Genomic DNA, 24562 nt, shown 5'->3' on the forward strand with positions numbered 1-24562 from the left:
TTTGCAGGACAAATAATGACAACTAAACTTGCAATCGTTTTTCCAGGTCAAGGCTCACAAAGTGTCGGCATGTTAGCCGATCTTTATCAGCAGCATGACATTGTTAAACAAACCTTTACTGAAGCGTCTGCCGCATTGGGTTATGATTTATGGGCACTAGTGGCTAATGGCCCAGAAGCCGATTTAAATCAAACTCATCGTACTCAGCCAGCATTATTAACAGCCTCAGTAGCCGTATGGCGTTTATGGCAACAACAGGGTGGTCAACAACCTGCTTATTTTGCCGGTCACTCATTAGGTGAGTACTCTGCTTTAGTCTGTGCTGGGGTATTAACGTTAGCTCAAGCGGTGACCTTAGTTGAAAACCGTGGCAATTATATGCAACAAGCTGTACCCGCAGGTACCGGTGCTATGTCAGCTATTATTGGGCTAGATGATGCCGCTATTACTAAAGCTTGTGCTGAAGCAGCACAAGGTGAAGTGGTTTCTGCGGTTAATTATAATTCACCAGGCCAAGTCGTTATTGCCGGCCATAAAGCCGCTGTTGAGCGCGCTGGTGAGTTATGTAAAGCTGCCGGTGCTAAACGCGCGTTACCGTTACCGGTAAGTGTGCCATCGCATTGTGCATTAATGCGCCCAGCTGCTGAAAAATTATTAATAGATTTAAATCAGCTTACTTTTAATGCTCCGGCAATACCGGTTGTGAATAACGTAGATGTTATAGCCGCTACTGATAGCGCAGATATAAAAGATGCCCTGGTGCGTCAATTATATAGTCCAGTACGTTGGACCGAAACAATTGAATTTTTAGCTAGCCAAGGTGTCAATCAGGTTCTAGAGTTGGGTGCAGGTAAAGTATTAACAGGTTTAATTAAACGTATAGATAAAACCATCAGTACAGCAGCTGTTGGCGATCAAGCCACGCTTGAGGCTGCACTTACATTGGAATAGGCACCTAAATAGGTACCGAATTAAGTACGAAAATAGGAATAAAATGACTAACTTTATCTCATTAGAAGGCAAAGTCGCATTAGTAACAGGTGCAAGCCGTGGTATTGGTCGTGCTGTTGCTGAACAATTAGCGGCTTTAGGCGCAAAAGTAGTAGGGACGGCAACGACTGAAAAAGGCGCTGCCGCAATTAGTAGTTATTTAGGTGACAAAGGCTTTGGTCTAGTGTTAAATGTTGCTGATAACGATTCAATTGAGCAATGTTTGGCCGAAATAAAACAACAGCTTGGCGATATCGAAATTTTAGTGAATAATGCCGGTATCACTCGCGATAATTTATTAATGCGGATGAAAGATGATGAATGGCTTGATATTATTCAAACTAATTTGACATCAGTTTTTCGTTTAAGCAAAGCGGTTATGCGTCCAATGATGAAACAACGTTTTGGTCGTATAATCAATATTGGTTCTGTTGTTGGCTCTATGGGCAATGCAGGCCAAACAAATTATTCAGCAGCGAAAGCGGGTGTGCTAGGTTTTACCAAGTCACTTGCCAAAGAAGTTGCGTCGCGTGGTATTACGGTTAATGCTGTGGCACCAGGCTTTATTGATACTGATATGACAAAAGACTTATCAGAAGAGCAAAAAGAAGCTATTTTTAGCCAAGTACCGGCAAATCGTTTAGGGCAACCTAAAGAAATTGCCGCAACTGTAGCATTTTTAGCTTCAAATCAAGCTGCATATATTACCGGTGAGACTATTCACGTAAACGGCGGCATGTATATGGTGTAACAAGTGTATTGTTAGCAGGTTTGACCAGCAAAAAATGCTGTTTCTCACGCTTGCATCGCACTTAGCTTACGCATAAACTAGCGCCACACAAAATTGCACGAATTGTTGCGATTTATATGAGTAAAAGGAAAGAAAGATGAGCAACATCGAAGAACGCGTTAAAAAAATTATCATTGAACAACTAGGTGTTAAAGAAGAAGAAGTTAAGAACGAAGCTTCTTTTGTTGAAGACTTAGGTGCTGACTCGCTAGATACAGTTGAATTAGTAATGGCGTTAGAAGAAGAATTCGATACTGAAATTCCTGACGAAGAAGCTGAAAAGATTACTACTGTTCAGTTTGCTATTGACTACGTTAAAGCACACGCTGAATAAGCGAGATGCTTACAGAACGGGTAGCTAAGCTACCCGTTTTCGTTTTACGACTTCAATAATTTTCATGGCGGAGGGTTTTGTGGCAAAACGTCGTGTAGTGGTTACCGGTTTAGGTATGTTAACGCCATTAGGTAACGATGTAGCCTCAAGCTGGCAAGGTTTACAGCAGGGTAAAAGTGGTATCTCTATGATAGAGCACTTTGATACCACTGCTTACACCACAAAGTTTGCAGGATTACTTAAAGATTTTGATGTGGAACCTTATTTCTCGGTTAAAGATGCCAGGAAAATGGATCTATTTATTCAATATGGCGTAGCGGCTGGTATACAGGCGTTTCGCGATTCAGGAATAGAAATAACTGAACAAAATGCTCCGCGCATTGGTGCAGCTATTGGCTCAGGTATTGGTGGCTTAGGTTTGATTGAAGAAAATCATACTAAGTTACTCGCGAGCAGCCCGAAAAAATTATCACCATTTTTTGTGCCATCAACCATTATTAATATGATTGCTGGTCAATTATCCATCATGCTTGGCTTGCAAGGGCCAAATATCAGCATTGTTACCGCCTGTACTACGGGTGTACACAATATTGGCCATGCGGCGCGGATGATTGCTTATGGTGATGCTGATGTCATGATCGCTGGGGGTGCTGAAAAAGCATCAACACCGCTTGGCATGGGGGGGTTCGCTGCAGCTAGAGCATTATCTACTCGCAATGACGCGCCACAACAAGCAAGTCGGCCATGGGATAAAGACCGTGACGGTTTTGTGCTAGGTGATGGTGCGGGTGTGATGGTAGTCGAAGAATACGAGCACGCTAAAGCCCGTGGCGCCAAAATCTATGCTGAATTAGTCGGTTTTGGTATGAGCGGTGACGCTTACCATATGACATCGCCACCAGAAAATGGTGCAGGTGCTGCTTTAGCCATGACGAATGCTTTAAAAGATGCAGCTGTTAATGCTGACCAAGTGGCTTATATCAATGCCCACGGTACATCGACACCGGCTGGTGATATTGCCGAAACACAAGCGATTAAATCTGTGTTTGCTAGCAATATCGATAAAGTGATGGTGAGTTCGTCTAAATCTATGATTGGTCACTTGTTAGGTGCTGCAGGTTCAGTGGAATCTATAATTACTGTGCTTTCATTGCAAGATCAAGTAGTAACACCAACCATTAACTTAGATAACCCTGATGTTGGCTGTGATTTAGATTATGTGCCGCATGAAGGTCGCCAAGTGCAAATGGAATACGCTTTATGCAATTCATTTGGCTTTGGTGGTACTAATGGCTCTATATTGTTTAAACGAGTCTAATAGGCTGTTTTAATACATAAAGGCTGCTAATTGCAGCCTTTATTTTTACTATTGTGTTAGCCTTTAATTAAGGCATACTGTGACGATACCTTTATATGGAGCCCGCAGTGAAGCCAAGTGTTAGCCGTTTTGATCGCAGTTTTAATTATGGTGATGGTATTTTTACCACTATGCAGGTTAAAGCGGGTCTAATCCAGCTATGGCCGCTGCATCTGGCACGATTGCAACACGCTGCTACACAACTACATTTTGCCAAAATAGATTGGTCTAGCTTAGAAACAGAGGTTATGGCAGCTATTACCGAGCCTAACCAAGTCATCAAAATACTAATTTCTCGTGGCGAAGGTGGCCGTGGCTATAGTAGTCAAGGAATCGATACGCCTAAAGTGTATATTAGCTGCTCTGCTTTACCTGATTACCATTTATGGCGACAACAAGGTATTACCCTTGGCATAGCCGAATTAAAACTTGCGATCCAACCGGCTTTAGCAGGCATTAAACATACTAGCCGTTTAGAGCAAGTATTAATTAAACAGCAACTGTTGCACACCGAGTTTGATGATCTACTGGTTATTGATCAACAAGATTTTGTCTGTGAAGTCTCTGCTGCCAATATCTTTTTTTATCGGCAGCAGCAATGGTATACACCTAGTTTAGAGCGGGCTGGAGTTGCCGGTGTTATGCGCCAGCACTTAATGCAGCAATTCGATGTAAAACAAGTTAGTTGGACCTTAGCGCAGCTTAATGATGTTGAGGCCATGTTTATTTGTAACGCATTAATGGAAATTGTCCCCGTGCAACGATTTATGTTGCGCGAGTTAGACATGACACCGGTAAATGCCTTAATGAAGCGACAATTATGCTAAAAAAAATATTATTCGTGCTGTTTGGCGCACTGCTGTTAATTACAGCCTATTTTGCCAGTATTAAACATTTAGAGTCGCTACAAATTAACTTGCCCGAGCCAATATATACTGTAAAAGCAGGCAGTTCGGTGCAAAGTTTATGTCGGCAATGGCAGAGTTTAGGTCAGTTGAAAGGTTCTGATTGTCTATTGTTAAAATTGTATACCAAAATAAAGCCTAACTTAGCGTCGGTGCAACAGGGCAGTTATCGGGTCAGCGATGATATGTCGGTACTGTCGCTGTTAACTTTGTTTAGAGAAGGTAAAGTCGCCCAGTTTTCGCTAACATTTATAGAAGGACAAACCTTAGCCCAAGCCTTGCAAAGATTACAGTTTGCTGAATATTTACAACAAGATGTATTAACAGCAGATGATGTTTTACCCTTAGTGAATTGGCCTAAAGAGTGGGGTGATATACCGCAATCTGCAGAAGGTTTATTATTTCCTGATACCTACTATTACACCGCTGATAGTAAGGCCAGCAGCTTAATTAAACGCGCGACCAGTGCCTTAATAAAGCATGTTTCTGCAGCATGGCAGCAGCGCCAAGTCGATTTGCCAATACAGCACCCATATGAGTTGCTAACGTTGGCTTCTATTGTCGAAAAAGAAAGCAGTTATATTCCTGAAAGAGCAAAAGTTAGCTCGGTATTTGTTAATCGTTTACGTAAAAATATGCGCCTGCAAACCGATCCTACCGTCATTTATGGTATTAAAGACTTTGACGGTGACATTAAACGTAGTGATTTACGTAATCCACATCCTTATAATACGTATCGCCATGCAGGCTTACCGCCTGGTCCTATTTCGTTGGTCAGCGAAACTGCTTTAATGGCGGCAGCGCAACCCGAAGCGACGGATTTATATTATTTTGTCAGTAAAGGCGATGGTAGCCATCAGTTTTCAACCAGTTTAGAGCAGCATAATGCTGCAGTACAAAAATATATTTTCGGAAAATAACATGCAAACTAACATGCAATCGTCTAAGAAAAACACCTTACAAAATAAGGCCCAGTTTATCGTTGTTGAAGGGCTAGAAGGCAGTGGTAAAAGCTCAGCTATTGCCTTAGTTCAGCATTGGTTGCAGCAGAAAGGTCATGATGTTATTTGCACACGTGAGCCAGGTGGCACACCAATGGCCGAACAAATACGTAACCTAGTAAAGCAAGTGTCTGACGAAGTGGTGTCACCCACCACTGAATTATTATTAATGTACGCCGCACGTATGCAGTTAATGACTAATGTCATTACTCCCGCTTTAACCGCGGGTAAAACGGTACTAGCCGACCGACATGATATGTCATCACGGGCTTACCAAGGTGGTGGTAGGCAGTTAGACGAAGCTTTTATTAACGACTTACGTCGGGCGGTATTGTCTGAGCATACCCCTGATATCACCCTGTATTTAGATATTGATCCTAAAATAGGCTTACAACGTGCGCTGGAGCGTGGCAAGTTAGATCGAATCGAATTAGAACAGCTGGCATTCTTTGAGCGTACGCGAGAAAAGTATCAACAAATTGCGGCCAATGAATCCAATGTTTTTACTATCGATGCAAGCCAAGCTATTGAACAAGTGCATGCTGATATTATATCCGTGTTAAATGCACAAGTTGCACCTCACACTCAGGCCACTTTATAAATGTTACCTTGGTTACAGCCTTATCAAGCTCAATTCAGGGCATTAATGGCTAAAAGTAGTTTAGCCCATGCTTTGTTATTTACTGGTCCAGAGGGCGTAGGGAAAACCACCTTAGCTAATTGGTTAATTGCTAGTTTGCTCTGTACCAATACAACAAGTACTAATGGGACCAATGCTAGCGACGCTCGACCGTGTGAACATTGTAAAAGCTGTTTATTACGCAAAGCAGGTAATCATGCAGATTTACTTATAGTCGATGCCACCAATACCAGTATTGGGGTGGATGCCGTACGCCAAATTAGTCTGTTTATGCAAAGTACCGCCCAGCAACAAAAAAATAAGCTAGTGCTACTGCGAAATGCCGAGCGATTAACTGAAGCAGCTGCAAATGCGTTATTAAAAACATTGGAAGAGCCGCCACAAAACGGCTATTTATTATTATTAAGCCCATATCCGGCACGTTTAACCGCAACATTGCTCAGTCGTTTGCAAAATTGGCCACTTGCGGCCCAATTTGATAGCCATGCCTTACATTGGTTAGAGCAGCATAGTAATAGAGCGGTGCCAGATTTTTTACTAAGCTACTGTAGTGGTGGGCCATTAAAAGCATTAAGTATGCTCGAATCAGGTAAAGCCGATAATATTCAAAGCTTGTTGCAAACATTAGAGAAGTTTTTTACCGAACAAGTTGCGTTACCAGAGGCGGTTAAGCAACTATTAGCAACGGATCAAGTAGCCGCAATATTAGGTTTTTATATACGTAAAACCTATTTACCTCAATTATTACAGCATAATGCTGAGCGTTTACCCTTAGCGCATCAGTACTATATGCGTTGGTGCCGTGACGAGCAGAACATTTTAGGGCAGAATAAGTCACTAGCACTGAGTGCTTTATTAACGGAGCTACGGCGTTTACGTCATTAAGCGGAGAGAAAATGGACGAACTATCTATTGGTTTTAGTGATTTAAAAGAATTGTATCGTAGTTATATGCCGTTTTTAAAACATGGCGGTTTATTTATACGCACCGGTACCGGTTACAAAATGGGCCAGTCATTAGCTTTAACGGTTACCTTACCTGATGCTTTAGAGTCAATTTCTGTTTCAGGAAAAGTTGCCTGGATATCGCCACATGGCTCGCAAAGTGCTATGCCGGCAGGTGTTGGCATTGCTTTTATCGATGATAAACAGCAGTTCAGCGCGAAAATTGAAAAACTGGTTGGCCAATATTCAGCATCTGGTGAAGCGACTTATACCATGTAAGTTTCCCCCCTTAAACTACTTGCCAAAAGCAAGTTAGATTAATGGGTACTATATTTATGGGTTTTTATTGTTTAGTTAAATAGAGGTTTAATCTTGTTTGTTGATTCACACTGTCATTTAGATCTATTAGAGCTGGATAAGCTTGGTTTAACTTTAGATCAAGTCATCGCTCAGGCAACGGCCGAAAAAATTCAACATATGTTATGTGTTTGCGTCAGCTTAAGTAAGTTTGAGCAAATGGCGCAACAGGTGTCAGCTTATCCAATGGTATCGATTTCTTGCGGTGAACATCCGTTACACCAACACGATAAGGTTGATCCAGAGCAACTGCTTACCTTGTGCCAACGGCCAGAAGTTGTGGCAGTGGGCGAAACGGGATTAGATTATTTTTATTCTGTAGAAACTAAAGCTTCACAGCAAGCGGCATTTGTTAGCCATATTGAAGTGGCAAATCAAGTGAATAAACCTTTAATTATTCATACCCGTGATGCCAGAGAAGACACCTTAAGTTTAATGCGTAGCCATCATGCAGAACGTGCTGGTGGGGTATTGCACTGCTTTACAGAAACATGGGATATGGCTAAAGCCGCCATGGATATGGGGTTTTATATTTCTATCTCAGGCATTATGACATTTCGTAATGCTGACGAATTACGTGAAGTGGTAAAACAAATACCTTTAGACCGTCTATTAATAGAAACTGATGCGCCATATTTAGCACCAGTGCCTTTTAGAGGGAAAACCAACCAACCGGCTTATGTTACCGCTGTTGCGAAAGCTATTGCAGAGTTAAAAGGTATTTCTATTGAAGAGCTAGCTGAAGTAACAACAAATAACTTCTATCAATTATTCTCTGCTGTAAACAAGCCTAATTAAATTTAATTTAATACTAAAGCTGAAGCTGATTACTTAATTGGTTGGGTGTAATTAGCTTCGGTTACAACCTCTGATCTGCTTGTCACAGTAACTCGCCCTTATGCCTACGGCAGGACTCAGACAACCTGTGCCAACATTTCAGTGGTTCCAACCTTCGCTCTGAGCTAAGCGATCTACACAGCTATGCAATCTATACAAGGCTTTCGCTAAAACACACAAGGTAGAGTCGATGTCTGTTTTATGTCAGCACAGGTTGTCTGAAGGTGTGCGTTAGCGCACCTGAGTTACTGTGCTGAGCTAAAATAGATTGTCGACTCGGACTTATAAAACTGATCTAAGACTGAAAGTGGTAAGTATATTTTTAAATATAAATAGGCCGATAAAAGAAGCCCAGAACCAATCTACATTGTTCTGGGCCAAGGGGAATGGCTCATAGGGTATGAGCCGTGCGCTATCGTATCAACTTCAATCGTCTTAATTAATATGACCTCTTATCTAAATTTTTATATGACCATTTAAAAAACATAATTTAGAGAATTTTAAAATGGTGCCAATAAAAATAAGTGTAGTAAACCATTGAAACTTTGCTCACTTTTAAATATAAAAAATTCTAGTATCAAAGAATAGCTCACTAAGTCACGCGCAGCTTGATTAAGCATATCTATAAGTAATTTTCTTGCGAGCTAACCGGTTTATATGACCTGTATTAATAAACGGGTTAAAAATTTTCAGCGCTCAGATAATAGTGACTGGGTTTTTAATATAATTTTTAGTTTATAAAAATTTTGTTTTATAAATATTTAATCTAAAAATAAGTACTAAATTGCTGTCATATTTATAACAGATATCTAATATCTGATTTAATAAGTACTTTAGTCGTATTGTCGACAATCTTGTTCCCTTCTAACTTGACATAGCTGCGGTTAAGCGTTAAAACATCATTAACTAATTCAACTGTCGACAATTGGTGTTTGTAATGCGTACTTCTACTGTTTTACCTATCACCGCTGCAGATCGAGTTTTATTAGAAATTCAACGAGCAATTGTAGAGGGCACTATTGCGGCAGGTAGCAAAATAAGTGAACCTGAACTCGCTAAACGCTTTTCTTTAAGCAGAGCACCGCTACGAGAAGCATTAGCCCGCTTAGAGCGCTGCCATTTAATTGAGCGCATACCCAATGCTGGGGCGCGAGTGGTTAAATTATCAACCCAAGGGTTACTGTCTTTATATCAGTTACGCGAAACCCTTGAAGGCATGGCGTGCCGTTTAGCCGCCGTAAATATGACCGATACCGAAATAGCAGAAGTTAGACATCTATTAGATCAACACTTATCCACACAGCGTGTGCGTGAAGGTGAAAGCTATTATCAAGAAGCCGGCGATTTAGATTTTCATTATCGAGTAATCATTGGCAGTAAAAATCCGTATTTAATTAATATTTTGTGTGACGAATTATACCACTTGGTACGAATGTATCGGGTGCAGCTTGGCATGAATGGCCCGCGTGTATCACGTGCTTTTGATGAACATAAGGCTATTCTTAATGCGATTGCTAATCGCGATGCTGAGTTGGCAGATTTACTCATGCGCCGACATATCGCGGCATCACGACGTAACATTGAACAACGACTAAACCAGAATGGGGAACTTTCATGACTTCAGAAACAGCAGGTAACAAATTTCGGTTAGCAATTGCCGCCAATCAACCACTACAAATTGTGGGAACCATTAACGCCTACACCGCAATGATGGCAGAACGTACTGGCCACCAAGCGCTTTATTTATCAGGAGCTGGCGTTGCAAACGCGTCTTTTGGTTTACCTGATTTAGGCATGACGTCATTAAATGATGTTTGCGAAGACATTCGTCGTATAACAGCAGCCACGTCTTTACCATTATTAGTAGATGCCGATACCGGCTGGGGTGGCGCTTTTAATATTGCCCGTACCGTAAAAGAAATGAGCCGTGCCGGTGCCGCTGGTTTTCATATTGAAGACCAAGTGGCGCAAAAGCGCTGTGGTCACAGACCAAACAAAGAAATTGTTACATTAGAAGAAATGGTCGACCGCGTAAAAGCCAGTGTAGATGCCCGTACTGATGACAGTTTTTTCATTATGGCCAGAACCGATGCCTTAGCTCAACAAGGACTAGATTTAGCTATTGAACGCGCTTTAGCGTGTCAAGCTGCAGGTGCTGATGCTATTTTTGCCGAAGCGGTTAATACCTTAGAGCAATACCAAGCCTTTACTAACGCGCTTGATGTGCCAGTATTAGCCAATATTACCGAGTTTGGACAAACGCCTTTATTTAATAAAGCCGAATTAGCAACGGTAGGTGTGGCTATGGTGTTATATCCATTAAGCGCTTTTAGAGCTATGAATAAAGCGGCGTTAAATGTGTATCAATCTATTTTAGAGCAGGGCGATCAAAAAGCTGTTGTCGACAGTATGCAAACGCGTGCTGAATTATACGACTTCTTAAATTATCACAGCTTTGAAGAAAAGCTAGACGCGCTGTTCACTGAAAAAACCAAATAAGATTAACTCAATATTAAAGATATCGGAGACAATATAATGTCAAATGCAAAAAAACTCACCGGAGCAGGTCTGCGTGGTCAAGTCGCAGGTAAAACCGCATTATCGACAGTGGGTAAATCAGGTTCAGGTTTAACCTATCGTGGATACGATGTTAAAGACTTAGCGGCTAACTGTGAATTTGAAGAAGTAGCGCACCTTATTTTAAAAGGTGAGTTACCTACAGCTGCAGAATTAACGGCTTATAAAAAGAAATTAAAAAGCTTACGTAGTTTGCCAACGGCATTAGCTGAAGTGTTAGAGCGTATTCCAGCCTCTGCTCATCCTATGGATGTTATGCGTACGGGTTGCTCAATGTTAGGCAATCTAGAAACTGAAGAAAGCTTTGAGCAACAACAAGATGCATCTGACCGCTTATTAGCTATTTTCCCAGGCTTAGTAAACTACTGGTATAACTTTAGCCATCATGGCAAACGCATTAGCGTGGACACTGCTGCAGAGTCTATTGCAGAACAGTTTTTGTGGACATTACACGATAAAAAGCCGGAAGCCCTTCACGTAGAAGTGATGCAAGCATCATTAATTTTATACGCAGAGCATGAGTTTAATGCCTCTACCTTTACAGCAAGGGTTTGTGCATCAACCTTAAGTGATATGCATTCATGTATCACTGGTGCGATAGGGTCGTTACGTGGCCCATTACATGGCGGCGCTAACGAAGCTGCGATGGAATTAATTGAAAACATGACTAGCCCAGACGATGCCGAGCAGAAGTTACTAGGTATGTTAGAGCGCAAAGAAAAAATCATGGGCTTTGGTCATGCGGTATATGCAGATTCTGACCCACGCAATGCGGTCATTAAAGAGTGGTCAGAAAAACTAGGTAAAGCCAATGGCGATACCACGTTATATGACGTATCTGAGCGTTGTGAAGCGGTAATGTGGCGTGAGAAAAAATTATTTTGTAATGCCGACTTCTTCCATGCTTCTGCTTACAATTATATGAATATCCCAACTAAATTATTTACGCCTATTTTTGTCTGTAGCCGGTTAACAGGCTGGGCTGCGCATGTAATGGAACAACGTGCTGATAACCGTATTATTCGTCCAAGTGCAGATTATGTTGGTGTTGAACCACGTAGCGTTATGCCGATCGCTCAGCGTTAAGCTTTGCACGATTTAAGCTAATGCTCATTTGCAGCGAGGTTATATTATAAAGAGCAAAACAGGGTTACCTGTTTTGCTTACCTCTAAGCATAGTGTTTTTATCAGACAGGTATCCAATATGAACAGCCAGTACCGTAAACCCTTAGCAGGCACCAACTTAGATTATTTTGACACCCAAGCGGCAGTAGATGCCATTGAGCCGGGTGCTTATGCAAAACTGCCGTATACATCACGCGTTTATGCCGAAAACTTAGTACGCCGCTGTGATCCGGCAATGTTAACAGATTATTTAAAGCAATTTATTTACCGCAAAAACGATTTAGACTTTCCATGGTTTCCTACCCGAGTAGTGTGTCACGACATTTTAGGCCAAACCGCATTAGTCGATTTAGCCGGTTTACGTGATGCTATTGCTGCTAAAGGCGGTGATCCGGCAAAAGTAAATCCAGTTGTGCCGACTCAATTAATTGTCGACCATTCATTAGCAGTTGAACATGCCGGTTTTGAAGAAGGTGCGTTTGATAAAAACCGCGCTATTGAAGACCGTCGTAATGACGACAGGTTCCACTTTATTAATTGGACCAAAAAGCCTTTAAAAATATTGATGTCATACCACCAGGTAATGGCATTATGCATCAGATTAACTTAGAGCGGATGTCGCCGGTTATTCATGCTATCGACGGTGTTGCTTATCCAGACACGTTAGTGGGAACCGATAGCCATACCCCTCATGTTAATGCTTTAGGCGTTATAGCTATTGGTGTAGGCGGCTTAGAAGCAGAAAGCGTAATGCTTGGCCGTGCTAGCTGGATGCGACTACCGGAAATTGTCGGTGTTGAATTAAGCGGTAAAGCCCAACCTGGTATTATGGCGACGGATATAGTTTTAGCCTTAACCGAATTTTTACGTCAGCAAAAAGTAGTATCTAGCTATTTAGAGTTTTACGGTGAAGGTGCTACCAGCTTAAGTTTAGGTGACCGGGCAACTATTTCTAACATGACACCTGAATACGGTGCCACTGCTGCCATGTTTTATATTGATCAGCAAACTTTAGACTATTTAACCCTAACTGGCCGTGAAGCTGAACAAGTTAAACTCGTTGAAAATTATGCTAAAACTACCGGTTTGTGGGCAGAAAGTTTAAGCGCTGCTAAATATGAACGAGTGCTAAAGTTTGACTTGTCTTCAGTTGGCCGCACTATGGCGGGACCGTCTAACCCACATACTCGTTTAGCGACGTCTGACTTAGCTGCCCGTGGTATTGCCGCTAGCTATGTGCAAGAAGAAGGAAAAATGCCAGATGGTGCGGTAATTATTGCGGCTATTACTAGCTGTACTAATACCAGTAACCCGCGCAACGTTATTGCTGCAGGTTTAATTGCCCGTAATGCCAATGCCAAAGGCTTAACCCGTAAAGACTGGGTTAAAACCTCTTTAGCACCTGGCTCTAAAGCCGTGCAGTTATATTTAGAAGACTCAAAATTACTACCAGAATTAGAGCAATTAGGTTTTGGTATTGTCGGCTTTGCCTGTACTACCTGTAACGGTATGAGTGGTGCGCTTGATCCTATCATTCAACAAGAAGTGGTAGAGCGTGATTTATACGCCACAGCCGTGTTATCGGGTAACCGTAACTTTGATGGTCGTATTCACCCTTATGCTAAGCAAGCTTTCTTAGCCTCGCCACCTTTGGTTGTGGCTTATGCTATTGCCGGCTCTATTCGGTTTGATATCGAAAAAGACGTGCTAGGTATTGATCAGCAGGGTAACGAAGTTCGATTAATCGATATTTGGCCAAGCGACGAAGAAATTGACGCAGTAGTGAAACAAAGCGTTAAACCAGAGCAATTCCGCAAAGTATACGAGCCAATGTTTAATGTCGCGGTTGATTACGGAGACAAAATAGACCCACTGTATGATTGGCGTCCACAAAGTACCTATATTCGTCGTCCGCCATACTGGGAAGGTGCATTAGCCGGCGAGTTAAGCTTAACTGGGATGCGAGCATTAGCGGTATTGGGCGATAATATTACTACCGACCATTTATCACCTTCAAACGCTATTATGATGGACAGCGCAGCAGGCGAATACTTGCATAAAATGGGCTTGCCAGAAGAAGACTTTAACTCTTATGCCACGCACCGCGGCGATCACTTAACTGCGCAGCGTGCTACGTTTGCTAACCCTAAACTCATTAACGAAATGGCCGTAGTTGACGGCAAAGTACAACAAGGGTCGTTAACGCGGTTAGAGCCTGAAGGTAAAGTGATGCGCATGTGGGATGCTATTGAGACCTACATGGAGCGCAAGCAACCGTTAATCATTATTGCCGGTGCTGACTATGGTCAAGGTTCGTCACGTGACTGGGCTGCAAAAGGTGTACGTTTAGCCGGTGTTGAGGCGATTGCTGCTGAAGGCTTTGAGCGTATTCACCGTACTAACTTAGTGGGTATGGGTGTGTTGCCACTGCAATTTATGCCTGGCACTACCCGTGAAACACTACAGTTAGACGGTACTGAAACCTATGATGTTTTAGGCAAACCTAAACCACAAGCTGAGATGACGTTATCTATTCATCGTAAAAATGGTGAGAACGTTAAAGTGCCAGTACTGTGTCGATTAGATACCGTAGAAGAGGCGTCGATTTTCGCTGCAGGGGGTGTATTACAACGCTTTGCACAGGACTTTTTACAAGGTACTGTTTAAATCGGGTGTATTTGGCTTTGGTTACAACCTCTGATCTGCTTGTCACAGTAACTCGTCCTTTGCCTTTGCCTTTGGCAGGGCTCAGACAACCTGTGCCAACATTTCAGAGGCTCTAACCTTCGCTTTAAGCAACTTGAAGTAGTACGCGATACACAGGCTTAAAGTTGATACACAGAAGGTAGAGTCGATGTCTGTTTTATGTCAGCACAGGTTGTCTGAAGGTGTGCGAAAGCGCGCCTGAGTTACTGTGCTGAGCTAAAATAGATTGTCGACTCGGACTCTTCGCTAAAATTAATTAAAAAAGATAGGTACTTATGAGCGCTCCTCAACTAAAAATCCCTGCAACTTATATGCGTGGCGGCACCAGTAAAGGTGTGTTTTTTAAGTTAGATGATTTACCCGCAGCAGCCCAGCAAGCCGGTGCAGCGCGAGATAATTTATTGTTACGCGTAATCGGTAGCCCAGATCCATACGGAAAACATACTGATGGTATGGGGGGGGCAACATCGAGTACTAGCAAAACGGTTATTTTAAGTACAAGCAGCAAACCAGAGCATGATGTTGATTATTTATTTGGCCAAGTCGCTATTGATAAACCGTTTATCGATTGGAGTGGTAACTGCGGCAATTTAACGGCTGCAGTAGGCTCGTTTGCTATTAGTAATGGTTTAGTTGCTGCAGAGCGCATTCCAACCAATGGCGTTTGTATTGTCCGAATTTGGCAGGCTAATATTGGTAAAACCATTATTGCCCATGTGCCTATCACAAATGGCGAAGTACAAGAAACCGGTGATTTTGAATTAGATGGCGTGACTTTTCCAGCTGCTGAAGTACAAGTGGAGTTTCTCGATCCAGCTGCTGATGAAGCTGACGGTGGTGGCGCTATGTTCCCAACCGGCAACCTGATAGATGATTTAGATGTGCCAGGAGTGGGCAGTTTTAAAGCCACATTAATAAACGCCGGTATTCCGACCATTTTTATTAATGCTGCAGATATTGGTTATACTGGTACAGAATTACAAGATGTGATTAACAGCGACAATAAAGCCTTAGCCATGTTTGAAACTATTCGCGCTTATGGTGCGGTTAAAATGGGCTTAATCACTGATGTCACAGAGGCTGCAGCACGTCAACATACGCCTAAAGTCGCTTTTGTGGCCCCAGCACAAGCTTATGTTTCATCAAGTGGTAAAAACGTTACTACCGATGATATCGATTTAGTCGTACGCGCATTATCTATGGGTAAACTACACCATGCCATGATGGGCACTGCAGCCGTAGCTATTGGCACAGCGGCTGCTATACCAGGTACATTAGTAAATATTGCCGCAGGTAATGTTAAACGACAAGCGGTGCGCTTTGGTCATCCCTCAGGCACATTGCGGGTTGGGGCAGAAGCGAAGCTAATCAATGCTAAATGGACCGTCACCAAAGCTATTATGAGCCGTAGCGCTCGGGTACTAATGGAAGGTTGGGTGCGCGTGCCAGGCGATAGCTTTTAATGGCACCTATTTTAACTACTAAGATAAAGGGGAGCTAAAATGAAAAAGACAGCAGCCGAATGGCAGCAACAACTTAACCCAGAACAGTATCGCGTAACCCGATTAAAAGGCACCGAGCACCCCTTTACCGGTGAATTGTTAAATAATACTAAAGACGGGACTTATCACTGTCTGTGCTGTGGTGCGCCATTGTTTTCTTCAACCACAAAGTTTGATGCCGGTTGTGGTTGGCCCAGCTTTTATCAGGCGTTAGAAGGTAAAGTTAACTACGTAACTGATAATAGCCATGGTATGGAGCGGGTAGAAATTACCTGTGTCAATTGTGATGCTCACTTAGGTCACGTTTTTACCGACGGCCCGGCGCCAACGGGTGATCGCTATTGTATCAATTCAGTCTCTTTGCAGTTTAAAGCAGAGTAAAAACATAAAATGGCGTGTAATGATAGGCGTTAATGGTTGGCTTAACATTGCAACATCTATTACAATATGCGCCGTTGAAATAGCTACGGCTTAGGCCGTACTTGTTAAAAATGATCTCCGATTAATTCATTTTATTGAAGTAAAAGGCCTAATAATGACTCTATCGCACGAAGAACAGTATCAAAAAAGCTGGCAGGAACGCCAGGAATTTGCCGAAAATATGCAACCCATTATTGGACGCTTATACCGTAATAAAGGTATCGAAGTAGTTGTATACGGCCGTCCACTTGTTAATGCGACAACAATTGAAATTATTAAAGCACATAAAAGTGTTGAACGTTTTGAAGGACAGAAGCTGCGTCTGCGTGAAAGTTTCCCAGTATTAGAAGCTATCAGTAAAATGGAACTAGCACCTGGCCGTATCGATATTGCCAAGCTTGCTTATAGCTTTAATTTTAAAAATGATGATAAGTCATTACAGTTACAAGACTACTTAGACACCGAACTTGTTAGCTTGTTAAACCATAAAGACAACGTTAAACCTACCGATGTTGTGTTATATGGTTTTGGTCGTATTGGCCGTTTATTAGCACGCTTAATGTTAGAGCGCTCAGGCCCTTGTGCGAAATTACGCTTACGCGCTATTGTTGTCCGTGGCGGTAAAAAAGGTGATTTAGAAAAGCGGGCTAGCTTATTACGTCGTGACTCTATTCATGGCCCATTTAACGGCAGTATTACAGTTGATGAAGAAAACCAAGGTATTAAAGCCAATGGTACTTTTATCAAAGTTATCTATGCCAGTTCGCCTGAACTTGTCGATTATACTCAATACGATATTCACGATGCCTTAGTTGTTGATAACACGGGTATTTGGAAAGACGATAAAGAATTAAGCATCCACTTTAAAAGCAAAGGTACTAACAAAGTACTATTAACTGCACCAGCCAAAGGTGATGTAGCTAATATCGTTTATGGTGTTAACGAGCACATGATCCTGCCTGAAGATAAGATTGTTTCAGCAGCCAGCTGTACTACTAATGCTATTACACCTGTATTAAAAGCGTTGAATGATAAGTTTGGTATCCGTAATGGTCACGTTGAAACTGTGCATTCTTATACTAACGATCAAAACTTAATTGATAACTACCATTCAGCAGATCGTCGTGGCCGTGCCGCACCGTTAAATATGGTGTTAACCTCTACGGGTGCAGCAAGTGCTGTTGCTAAAGCTTTACCTGAGTTAAAAGGTAAATTAACCGGTAACGCTATTCGCGTGCCAGTGCCTAATGTTTCTATGGCTATATTGTCATTAAACTTAGATACAGCGACCGACCGTGATGAGCTTAACGACTTCTTACAGCGCACATCATTATTTTCTGAGTTACAAGACCAAATCGATTACACCAGTTCAACTGAAATCGTATCTTCAGACTTAGTGGGTTCACGTTACGCGGGTGTTGTTGACTCGCAAGCCACTATCGTAGATGGCGATCGTTGTGTACTTTACGTTTGGTATGATAACGAGTTTGGTTACAGCACTCAGGTTATCCGTGTTATGAATGACATGGCCGGTATTAAATACCCAACCTTACCTGTAGCGCGTTAAAACGCTATTTAATCGAAAAGCCGCTAAAAGCGGCTTTTTCTTTAATTATAAACTGATAGAATCAACCGCAGTTACTTTCAAATCCATACAAACTGTTCTCAATATATTGAGATATTTTTTATGACATCGCTTTTTGCCCATTTTAGAAGCCAAAAACTGTGTCGTATTTCATTTTAAGTAGGGATAAAAAACATGAGAATCACCAGCAATTTTGATAGCGGTAATATCGAAATCATCCAAGCCGACAGCCCAGATAACATTCAATTAGCTATTCGCAAAGATAACCAATCAGACTTTTATCAATGGTTTCACTTTCGCTTAAATACGCCACATGCAGAGCACCATAAAATTAAGTTGATGAATGCGGGTGGCTCAGCCTATGCTGATGGCTGGAAAGACTATCAAGCAGTAGCGTCTTATGACCGTCAAAATTGGTTTAGAGTCGATACCGAATATGATGGTGAAGTACTGACCATTAACCATTTCCCTGAAGCTGAATCTTGCTACTTTGCTTATTTTGCACCTTATAGCTACGAACGCCACATGGACTTACTACACCAATCACAAGCTGATTATAACTGTCAGTTAGTAGAGCTAGGTGAAACCCTAGATGGTCGTGATATGAGCATGCTTATTGTGGGTGAACCGGCAGAAGGTAAGAAAAATATTTGGATCACTGCACGTCAGCATCCAGGTGAAAGCATGGCTGAATGGTTAATTGAAGGCTTAATTGAGCGCTTATTAGATGAAGATGATGGCGTATCAAGATTATTGCTAGATAAAGCCGTGTTTTATATCGTGCCAAATATGAATCCAGATGGCTCAGTTCGTGGTCATTTGCGTACTAACGCTGTGGGCACCAACCTTAACCGTGAATGGCAAACGCCAAGCATGGAAAAAAGCCCTGAAGTATTTTTAGTGCGCGGAAAAATGCAAGAAATTGGCGTTGATATGTTTCTTGATATCCACGGCGATGAAAACCTACCATATAACTTTGTGGCCGGTACAGAAGGCGTGCCTTCGTACAATAAACGTGTTGAGCAATTAGAAAACACCTTTAAACAAACTTTAGTTACTGTCACTCCAGAGTTTCAAACCGAACATGGTTATGACCTAGATGCTCCAGGTCAGGCTAATATGACTGTTGCTGCTGCATGGGTAGGCGATCACTTTAACTGCTTATCGTACACGGTAGAAATGCCGTTTAAAGATAACGCTAACTTACCAGATGAAGCTTATGGTTGGTCAGACATTCGCTCCATGAAGTTAGGTCAAGACATGTTAACTGCGGTATTAGCGGTTGTTGATGATTTACGTTAAAGCCAGTTATTAAGGAAGCGCGAACATGTTTAGCAGTACTCGAAAGGGATTATTCGCGCTTTTTTTATTTAGTTTTAGCTTATTAACTCTAACCAGTTGCAGCACCGTCAGCAATTGGTTGGTGTTTAGCCCAGTGCCCATTCATCCATTAACTGAGCAAGAGCAACAACAATTTAATCAAAATAAAAACTTAGGCCAACTCGATTTTACGCTGCCCGAATTAGCCAGTAAAAGAGCCTTAGTTAATAATCGGCGAAATTTTACCGCTTATCGTGACCAAGGCGAAATATTGCTGCAGATGAACTCTGCAACTGAAATAAGGTTAACCATAAACGGCCAAGCCATAAAACTGCAGCCAAGCGCGCATTTAGGCACTCAGCTAGGCCAATATATTAAACTGGATATCAGCAAGTTTACTCGCGATGGCTTAAATCAATTAGCCGTCACATCAGTACAACCTTTAGGCGCTAAAGTACGCTTAGTTATCCCTTATGCGAGCTTGCAACAAGGCACGCCAGAACAAGTGGGGTTTTCTAGCGCCAAGCTGGCGCAAGTTGATAAAATGATCAACGATGAAATCGCTCAAGGTTTTCCCGGTGCTGTGTTAGTGGTTGCCAAAAATGGCAAAATCATTAAAGAAACAGCCTACGGCTATGCTAATCGTTATCACACAGACGGCTCGGCGTTAGCCAAGCCTGAGCCAATGCAAACTACTACCGTGTTTGACCTTGCTTCAAATACTAAAATGTATGCCACTAATTACGCCATTATGCATTTAGTTAGCTTGGGTCAATTAGACATTAATTTGCCGGTTGCTTCTTATTTACCCGAGTATCAAGGCGATGGTCGCGACACGCGTTTGGTTAGTGATTTATTGCAGCACAATGCCGGTTATGATCCTGAAGTGCACTTTTTTAATCCCGACAATAAACACGGCGCAGAGTTTTATTCTATCCAACGCGATACCACTATTGACCTACTCACCAGCAAAGTACCTTTTGCTCGGCCTCGGGGCGGTAAAGCGGTCTATAGCGACATCGATTATATGCTGCTAGGCTTGATTATTGAGCGTATAACCGGCATGGTGCAGGATCAATATTTAGAGCAGTTTTTATATCGGCCAATGGGTTTAAATAACACCGTTTTTAACCCGTTACAAAAAGGTATAAGCTTAAATAATATCGCAGCAACAGAGTTAGCGGGCAATAGCCGCGGTGGTAGAGTCAGTTTCCCAGCTAATCAAGTTGGCGTTATTCGTGGCCATGTTCATGACGAAAAAGCCCGATATTCCTTAGGTGGTGTAGCAGGGCATGCCGGATTGTTTTCTACCGCCAAAGAAACCGCCCAGCTGGCTAACCTAGCACTACAAGGCGGCTATGGTTTAAGCAAAGTTTTTGATAAAGCCATTATTCAACAATTTACTCGGCCTTCCATAGCAGATTATACCGTGGGGCTAGGCTGGCGCACTGCCACAGCGGGGGAGTTAAGTTGGCATTTTGGTGCTTATGCTAGTGATTATGCGTTTGGTCATACCGGGTGGACCGGTACGGTGACTGTTATTGACCCGTATTATGATTTAATAATTGTATTACTCACCAATAAAAAACACAGCCCAATAATATCTGAGGCAAATAACAGTTATTACTTTACCGGTGATCGATTCGAAACCGGTATGTATGGCAGCATAATGACCAAAATCTATCAGGCTATGCGATAACAGACTGATATTATTGTTCATAATTAATATTCTCAGAAATAGTAGATACTAATTAAAAATTGCAGGTTAAAACACTATGGCTATTATTGCATGCCCATTTTGCGGGCAAAAAATATCAGACAAAAGCACTCAATGTAATCATTGTAAAAAAGATTTAACGGCAATGACCACAGAGAAAATGCATTCCTTAGCCCGTGATAAACGGTTTGATAAGGTACAAAGTTTAATTACTCAATCCATGTTAGCGTTAGTGCTATTTTTATTCGGCTTTGGTTTACTGTACTGGTGGGATCCGCAACCCGGAAGCAATCAGCAACTGACAGCTTATGGCTGTATTGCGATAGGGTTTTGTTGGTACATTATTACCCGCGGCCGTATTTTAATGTTGAAAAAGCGAAAATAACAGATGAATATTAATGCGTTAGTTCAGGCTATGACTCCTGAAACCTATGAGAAACTAGCACAAGCTGTCGAAACTAGACGCTGGGAAGACGGTAATTATTTATCTGAAGCACAATTAGGACATAGCTTACAACTAGTAATGGCTTATCAAGCCCAAGTGTTAAAGTCTGAAGAGCTGTTTACCATAGGCGCTGATGGTCAAATGATTCAAAAAACCAAAGCCGAAATACAAAAACAATACGAACCACAATCCTCTATTGCAAGGTTTTCACACGATGATCTTTAAACGTTTCTTTAAGCCAAAATGGCAGCACAAAGACGCCAATGTCCGTCAAGCTGCTATTGAAGAGCTTAATGCTGCAACACCTGCCCATAAAACCATACTTCATGAGTTAGCTTTTAATGATGGAGCAGAAGCCGTACGCCGCGTTGCTTTATCAAAACTAAATGACTTTTCACTTTGGTGGCAAGCCAGTAAGCACGATAACAGCGAACGTTTACAGCTGTTGTCAGAGCAGCGCTTAATCGACATGTTGTTACACAACCAAGTGGACTCTAAGCTCAAGCAAGCCTTTATTTTACAATGTAATCGTAGCAGCATCTTAGAGCAGCTAGCGATAGCAGAAACCGATCCGAAAATTAAATTTAACTTATTACAACGTTTAAATAAGTTAGAGCTTTATACGCAAGCGCTACAAGATAAAGTGTTAACCTTTGAGCAAAAACAACAGTTATTAAGTTTAATTAACGATGAAAAAACCCTTGAGCGTTTAGTTAAACGCCTTGATGGTGATTTGCTGCAAGCTGTTGAGCAAAAGTTAGTTAAATTAGACCAGCAAAAACACTTGCCGATAAAACTGCGTAAACAACTGACGTTATTTTTAGCCAAGTTTAATGCATTACGCGACCGATATAGCGTAGCGGAACTACCTAGCCAATTAGAGCAATTCGAACAAGAATGGCAAACATATGTTGTTGATATCGAATGCTTAGGCGCTGAAGCCGCCGTGTTTACGGAAAAATACACCAGCATTAAGCAGCAAATTCAGCAGTGGTTGGCCCCGCGCTTAGCCGAATTAGCCCAGCAACAAGCTGCCGCAGCAGAAGCCGATGCTAGAACAGCTATTGTGGCCAGTTTAACTCAACGCTTAACAGCCTTAGAGCAACAGCTGCAACAAGCCCTGCTAACAACCGATTTAAGTGCCGCGCAGCAGCTAGAGCAGCAATTAAGCGAATTAGCTACAGAAATGACCGCCGCTAATGCACCCGTAGCCTTAACCAGCAAAATCGCTAAGTTACAGCAACAATTAGCCAATTTGCCAGCGTTAGCCGAACAACTAACCCAGATAACGCGAATCGTTACTGATTGGGCAGCTTTACCTTTAGCTGAAGATGCCGCTGCTTTTATGGCAGTAGAGCCCAAAATTCAACAGTGGCAGCAACAGTGGCGCACTATTAGCAAACAAATGTCTATTGCCGTGCCAGAAAGCCTAGCCGAAGCAAAAGCAGAACTACAACAGCAGTGGCGTCAATTAAGTAAAACCGCTAGCTCTGAAACCGACAAAGCGTTACGGCAATGTCGCAGTAAACTGGCCCAATTTAAACGCTTATATCAAGCGGGTAAATTTAATGTGTTGTTTGGTTTAAGTAAGGGCATAGAGCAAGATTATCTGCAGTTATCGCCACAGCAACAAGCCTTGTTAACCAAAGATATTGACTATGCACGCGAGAAAATTGCCGAGCTTGGCGATTGGCAAGAATATATCGCCACGCCACGTAAACAAGCTTTACTAACTGAAATTCAACAATTGCCAGAGCAAGTTGCCGACAAAGAAATTCATCAGCGCGCCGAGCAAGTTAAACAAGCGCGCACGACTTGGAATAGTTTAGGCAAAGCCGCCGCCGAGTTAGAGCCAGAACTAAATGCCGCTTTTGACTTAGCTTGCGAGCGTGCCTTTGCGCCATGTCGCAGTTACTTTGCTAATTTAGACTTGCAACGTGCCGAGCATATGACTCAGCGGCAGGCAATTATTCAGCAAGCAGAGCAAATAGATATTAACGCTATTGAATTAAAGCAATTAGAGCAACAGTTAAATAACCTGCGCCAAGCTTGGCAACAAGCCGGAGCGGTAGATAAAGTGCAATACCAAGCACTATACGAGCAGTATCAAGCAGCAATTAAACCGCTGCGTCAGCATATCACTAATTTGCAGCAGCAAGTGGCCGAGCAAAAACAGCAAATAATTGATCAAGTGCAGCAAGCCTTAACGCTAGAGCAGCCGCAAGTGACAGCCAGTGTTTTAAAAGACTGCCAGCAAAAATGGAAAACGCTAGGCTCAGCCGCACGTAAGCAAGATCAAGCATTATGGCTGCAATTCAGAGAGTTATGTGATGGCTTCTTTAATAGCAGAGCCGAGCAATATCAGCAGCAGCAATTAGCAGAGCAAGCTGATAAACAAGCCATGCAGCAGCAATTAGAGCAATTTACCACTCAACTAGACGCTGCCAACACCATAGCGGATATTGAACAGGTTATTACCACCTTAAACCAAGTTGAACATGCGCATACGGTTAAAGGCTTATTACAACAAGCGCAGTTTAAACAGCAGCAACTACGCCAGCAACAGCAACACGCCGAATTTACAGGTATGTTTGACTTGCTAAGCTCATCAGAGCTAGCAGCTGCCGACTTACCTGCAGCTTATCGTGACAGCTTTAATAAACAACAAGAGCAACAGTTTACACGCGAGCAGTTAACGTTAGCGCTAGAAATACTTGCCGATAAGCCTTCACCAGAAGACTTAAAAAGCCAACGCCAACAAGTACAGCTAGTGTTAATGTCAGAAAAACACAACCAAGGTCATTCAATAGAATTAGATGACTTATTACATCGCTGGCTCCAATTTGGAGTGGTAAATGACAACGAACAAGCATTATTAGCGCGAGTTAAAGCGGTGTTTGCTTAATTAAAACTGCCAATGTTGTAATGATTTAATTTAATAATTCAGAATTAAAACCGGTGCCATATGCACCGGTTTTTTTATGAGTATTTTATATCACTTAATAATAAG

At 42.2% G+C, this 24562-nt stretch carries 21 protein-coding genes and 1 pseudogene; all 22 read left to right on the plus strand.

Annotation, left to right across the window (positions count from 1 at the left end; genetic code table 11):
* Positions 1-15: 15 nt before the first annotated feature.
* On the plus strand, positions 16-951 hold the full coding sequence (gene fabD, locus BI198_RS08315) for an ACP S-malonyltransferase (RefSeq protein WP_074467415.1): 936 nt from the start codon (positions 16-18) through the stop codon (positions 949-951).
* A 43-nt stretch (positions 952-994) separates the two neighbouring features.
* Positions 995-1741: a 3-oxoacyl-ACP reductase FabG gene (fabG, locus tag BI198_RS08320; protein WP_070049134.1), complete on the plus strand. Its 747-nt coding sequence runs from the start codon at positions 995-997 to the stop codon at positions 1739-1741.
* Between the two features lie 136 nt (positions 1742-1877).
* Positions 1878-2114, plus strand: coding sequence for an acyl carrier protein (acpP, locus tag BI198_RS08325; protein ID WP_070049135.1), 237 nt, complete (start codon positions 1878-1880; stop codon positions 2112-2114).
* Positions 2115-2193: 79 nt separating this feature from the next.
* Positions 2194-3432 (plus strand): beta-ketoacyl-ACP synthase II, encoded by a 1239-nt coding sequence (gene fabF / locus BI198_RS08330; RefSeq protein ID WP_070050776.1) that lies wholly within the window; start codon positions 2194-2196, stop codon positions 3430-3432.
* A gap of 107 nt (positions 3433-3539) precedes the next feature.
* Positions 3540-4298, plus strand: coding sequence for an aminodeoxychorismate lyase (pabC, locus tag BI198_RS08335; protein WP_235605286.1), 759 nt, complete (start codon positions 3540-3542; stop codon positions 4296-4298).
* A complete protein-coding gene (mltG, locus tag BI198_RS08340) occupies positions 4292-5296 on the plus strand; it encodes an endolytic transglycosylase MltG (RefSeq protein WP_070049137.1) in 1005 nt (334 codons plus the stop codon). The genes pabC and mltG overlap by 7 nt, the downstream gene beginning before the upstream one ends.
* A gap of 1 nt (position 5297) precedes the next feature.
* Complete coding sequence (tmk, locus tag BI198_RS08345; protein ID WP_235605288.1) at positions 5298-5978, plus strand: dTMP kinase; 681 nt, start codon at positions 5298-5300, stop codon at positions 5976-5978.
* Entirely contained in the window at positions 5979-6902 is a 924-nt protein-coding gene (gene holB / locus BI198_RS08350; RefSeq protein ID WP_070049138.1) for a DNA polymerase III subunit delta', read from the plus strand. It abuts the gene before it with no gap.
* Between the two features lie 11 nt (positions 6903-6913).
* Positions 6914-7240 carry a PilZ domain-containing protein gene (locus BI198_RS08355; RefSeq protein ID WP_070049139.1) on the plus strand — a complete coding sequence of 109 codons (327 nt, stop codon included), beginning with the start codon at positions 6914-6916 and terminating at the stop codon, positions 7238-7240.
* 93 nt (positions 7241-7333) lie between these two features.
* A complete protein-coding gene (locus BI198_RS08360) occupies positions 7334-8116 on the plus strand; it encodes a TatD family hydrolase (RefSeq protein WP_070049140.1) in 783 nt (260 codons plus the stop codon).
* 976 nt (positions 8117-9092) lie between these two features.
* Complete coding sequence (locus tag BI198_RS08365; RefSeq protein ID WP_070049141.1) at positions 9093-9773, plus strand: GntR family transcriptional regulator; 681 nt, start codon at positions 9093-9095, stop codon at positions 9771-9773.
* The gene (gene prpB, locus BI198_RS08370; RefSeq protein ID WP_070049142.1) at positions 9770-10654 is read left to right on the plus strand and encodes a methylisocitrate lyase; all 885 of its coding nucleotides are present in this window, start codon (positions 9770-9772) and stop codon (positions 10652-10654) included. Before BI198_RS08365 ends, prpB begins: the two co-directional genes overlap by 4 nt.
* Positions 10655-10690: 36 nt before the next feature.
* Positions 10691-11818 (plus strand): bifunctional 2-methylcitrate synthase/citrate synthase, encoded by a 1128-nt coding sequence (gene prpC / locus BI198_RS08375; protein WP_070049143.1) that lies wholly within the window; start codon positions 10691-10693, stop codon positions 11816-11818.
* Positions 11819-11936: 118 nt separating this feature from the next.
* Positions 11937-14524: pseudogene (gene acnD, locus BI198_RS08380) on the plus strand (Fe/S-dependent 2-methylisocitrate dehydratase AcnD).
* Between the two features lie 314 nt (positions 14525-14838).
* Positions 14839-16026: a 2-methylaconitate cis-trans isomerase PrpF gene (prpF, locus tag BI198_RS08385; protein WP_070049144.1), complete on the plus strand. Its 1188-nt coding sequence runs from the start codon at positions 14839-14841 to the stop codon at positions 16024-16026.
* Between the two features lie 39 nt (positions 16027-16065).
* The gene (msrB, locus tag BI198_RS08390; protein ID WP_070049145.1) at positions 16066-16446 is read left to right on the plus strand and encodes a peptide-methionine (R)-S-oxide reductase MsrB; all 381 of its coding nucleotides are present in this window, start codon (positions 16066-16068) and stop codon (positions 16444-16446) included.
* A 154-nt stretch (positions 16447-16600) separates the two neighbouring features.
* The gene (locus tag BI198_RS08395; protein ID WP_070049146.1) at positions 16601-18052 is read left to right on the plus strand and encodes a glyceraldehyde-3-phosphate dehydrogenase; all 1452 of its coding nucleotides are present in this window, start codon (positions 16601-16603) and stop codon (positions 18050-18052) included.
* Between the two features lie 192 nt (positions 18053-18244).
* Positions 18245-19372: a M14 family metallopeptidase gene (locus tag BI198_RS08400; protein ID WP_070049147.1), complete on the plus strand. Its 1128-nt coding sequence runs from the start codon at positions 18245-18247 to the stop codon at positions 19370-19372.
* A 25-nt stretch (positions 19373-19397) separates the two neighbouring features.
* Positions 19398-21089, plus strand: coding sequence for a penicillin binding protein PBP4B (gene pbp4b, locus BI198_RS08405; RefSeq protein WP_070049148.1), 1692 nt, complete (start codon positions 19398-19400; stop codon positions 21087-21089).
* Positions 21090-21165: 76 nt separating this feature from the next.
* Positions 21166-21492, plus strand: coding sequence for a zinc ribbon domain-containing protein (locus tag BI198_RS08410; RefSeq protein ID WP_070049149.1), 327 nt, complete (start codon positions 21166-21168; stop codon positions 21490-21492).
* A 3-nt stretch (positions 21493-21495) separates the two neighbouring features.
* On the plus strand, positions 21496-21777 hold the full coding sequence (locus BI198_RS08415) for a YeaC family protein (protein ID WP_070049150.1): 282 nt from the start codon (positions 21496-21498) through the stop codon (positions 21775-21777).
* A complete protein-coding gene (locus tag BI198_RS08420; protein WP_070049151.1) occupies positions 21767-24457 on the plus strand; it encodes a DUF349 domain-containing protein in 2691 nt (896 codons plus the stop codon). The genes BI198_RS08415 and BI198_RS08420 overlap by 11 nt, the downstream gene beginning before the upstream one ends.
* The last annotated feature ends 105 nt before the right edge of the window (positions 24458-24562 follow it).

It is taken from the genome of Rheinheimera salexigens (assembly GCF_001752395.1).
Taxonomy (GTDB): Bacteria; Pseudomonadota; Gammaproteobacteria; order Enterobacterales; family Alteromonadaceae; genus Alishewanella; species Alishewanella salexigens.

What these genes read in the sequence shown, in the direction of transcription:
- prpF (WP_070049144.1), top strand. Translation starts at nt 14,839, where the DNA reads ATGAGCGCTCCTCAACTAAAAATCCCTGCAACTTATATGCGTGGCGGC.
- acpP (WP_070049135.1), top strand. Translation starts at nt 1,878, where the DNA reads ATGAGCAACATCGAAGAACGCGTTAAAAAAATTATCATTGAACAACTA.
- fabG (WP_070049134.1), top strand. Translation starts at nt 995, where the DNA reads ATGACTAACTTTATCTCATTAGAAGGCAAAGTCGCATTAGTAACAGGT.
- pbp4b (WP_070049148.1), top strand. Translation starts at nt 19,398, where the DNA reads ATGTTTAGCAGTACTCGAAAGGGATTATTCGCGCTTTTTTTATTTAGT.
- BI198_RS08420 (WP_070049151.1), top strand. Translation starts at nt 21,767, where the DNA reads ATGATCTTTAAACGTTTCTTTAAGCCAAAATGGCAGCACAAAGACGCC.
- fabD (WP_074467415.1), top strand. Translation starts at nt 16, where the DNA reads ATGACAACTAAACTTGCAATCGTTTTTCCAGGTCAAGGCTCACAAAGT.
- BI198_RS08415 (WP_070049150.1), top strand. Translation starts at nt 21,496, where the DNA reads ATGAATATTAATGCGTTAGTTCAGGCTATGACTCCTGAAACCTATGAG.
- mltG (WP_070049137.1), top strand. Translation starts at nt 4,292, where the DNA reads ATGCTAAAAAAAATATTATTCGTGCTGTTTGGCGCACTGCTGTTAATT.
- BI198_RS08400 (WP_070049147.1), top strand. Translation starts at nt 18,245, where the DNA reads ATGAGAATCACCAGCAATTTTGATAGCGGTAATATCGAAATCATCCAA.
- tmk (WP_235605288.1), top strand. Translation starts at nt 5,298, where the DNA reads ATGCAAACTAACATGCAATCGTCTAAGAAAAACACCTTACAAAATAAG.
- holB (WP_070049138.1), top strand. Translation starts at nt 5,979, where the DNA reads ATGTTACCTTGGTTACAGCCTTATCAAGCTCAATTCAGGGCATTAATG.
- BI198_RS08355 (WP_070049139.1), top strand. Translation starts at nt 6,914, where the DNA reads ATGGACGAACTATCTATTGGTTTTAGTGATTTAAAAGAATTGTATCGT.
- BI198_RS08395 (WP_070049146.1), top strand. Translation starts at nt 16,601, where the DNA reads ATGACTCTATCGCACGAAGAACAGTATCAAAAAAGCTGGCAGGAACGC.
- BI198_RS08365 (WP_070049141.1), top strand. Translation starts at nt 9,093, where the DNA reads ATGCGTACTTCTACTGTTTTACCTATCACCGCTGCAGATCGAGTTTTA.
- prpB (WP_070049142.1), top strand. Translation starts at nt 9,770, where the DNA reads ATGACTTCAGAAACAGCAGGTAACAAATTTCGGTTAGCAATTGCCGCC.
- msrB (WP_070049145.1), top strand. Translation starts at nt 16,066, where the DNA reads ATGAAAAAGACAGCAGCCGAATGGCAGCAACAACTTAACCCAGAACAG.
- prpC (WP_070049143.1), top strand. Translation starts at nt 10,691, where the DNA reads ATGTCAAATGCAAAAAAACTCACCGGAGCAGGTCTGCGTGGTCAAGTC.
- BI198_RS08410 (WP_070049149.1), top strand. Translation starts at nt 21,166, where the DNA reads ATGGCTATTATTGCATGCCCATTTTGCGGGCAAAAAATATCAGACAAA.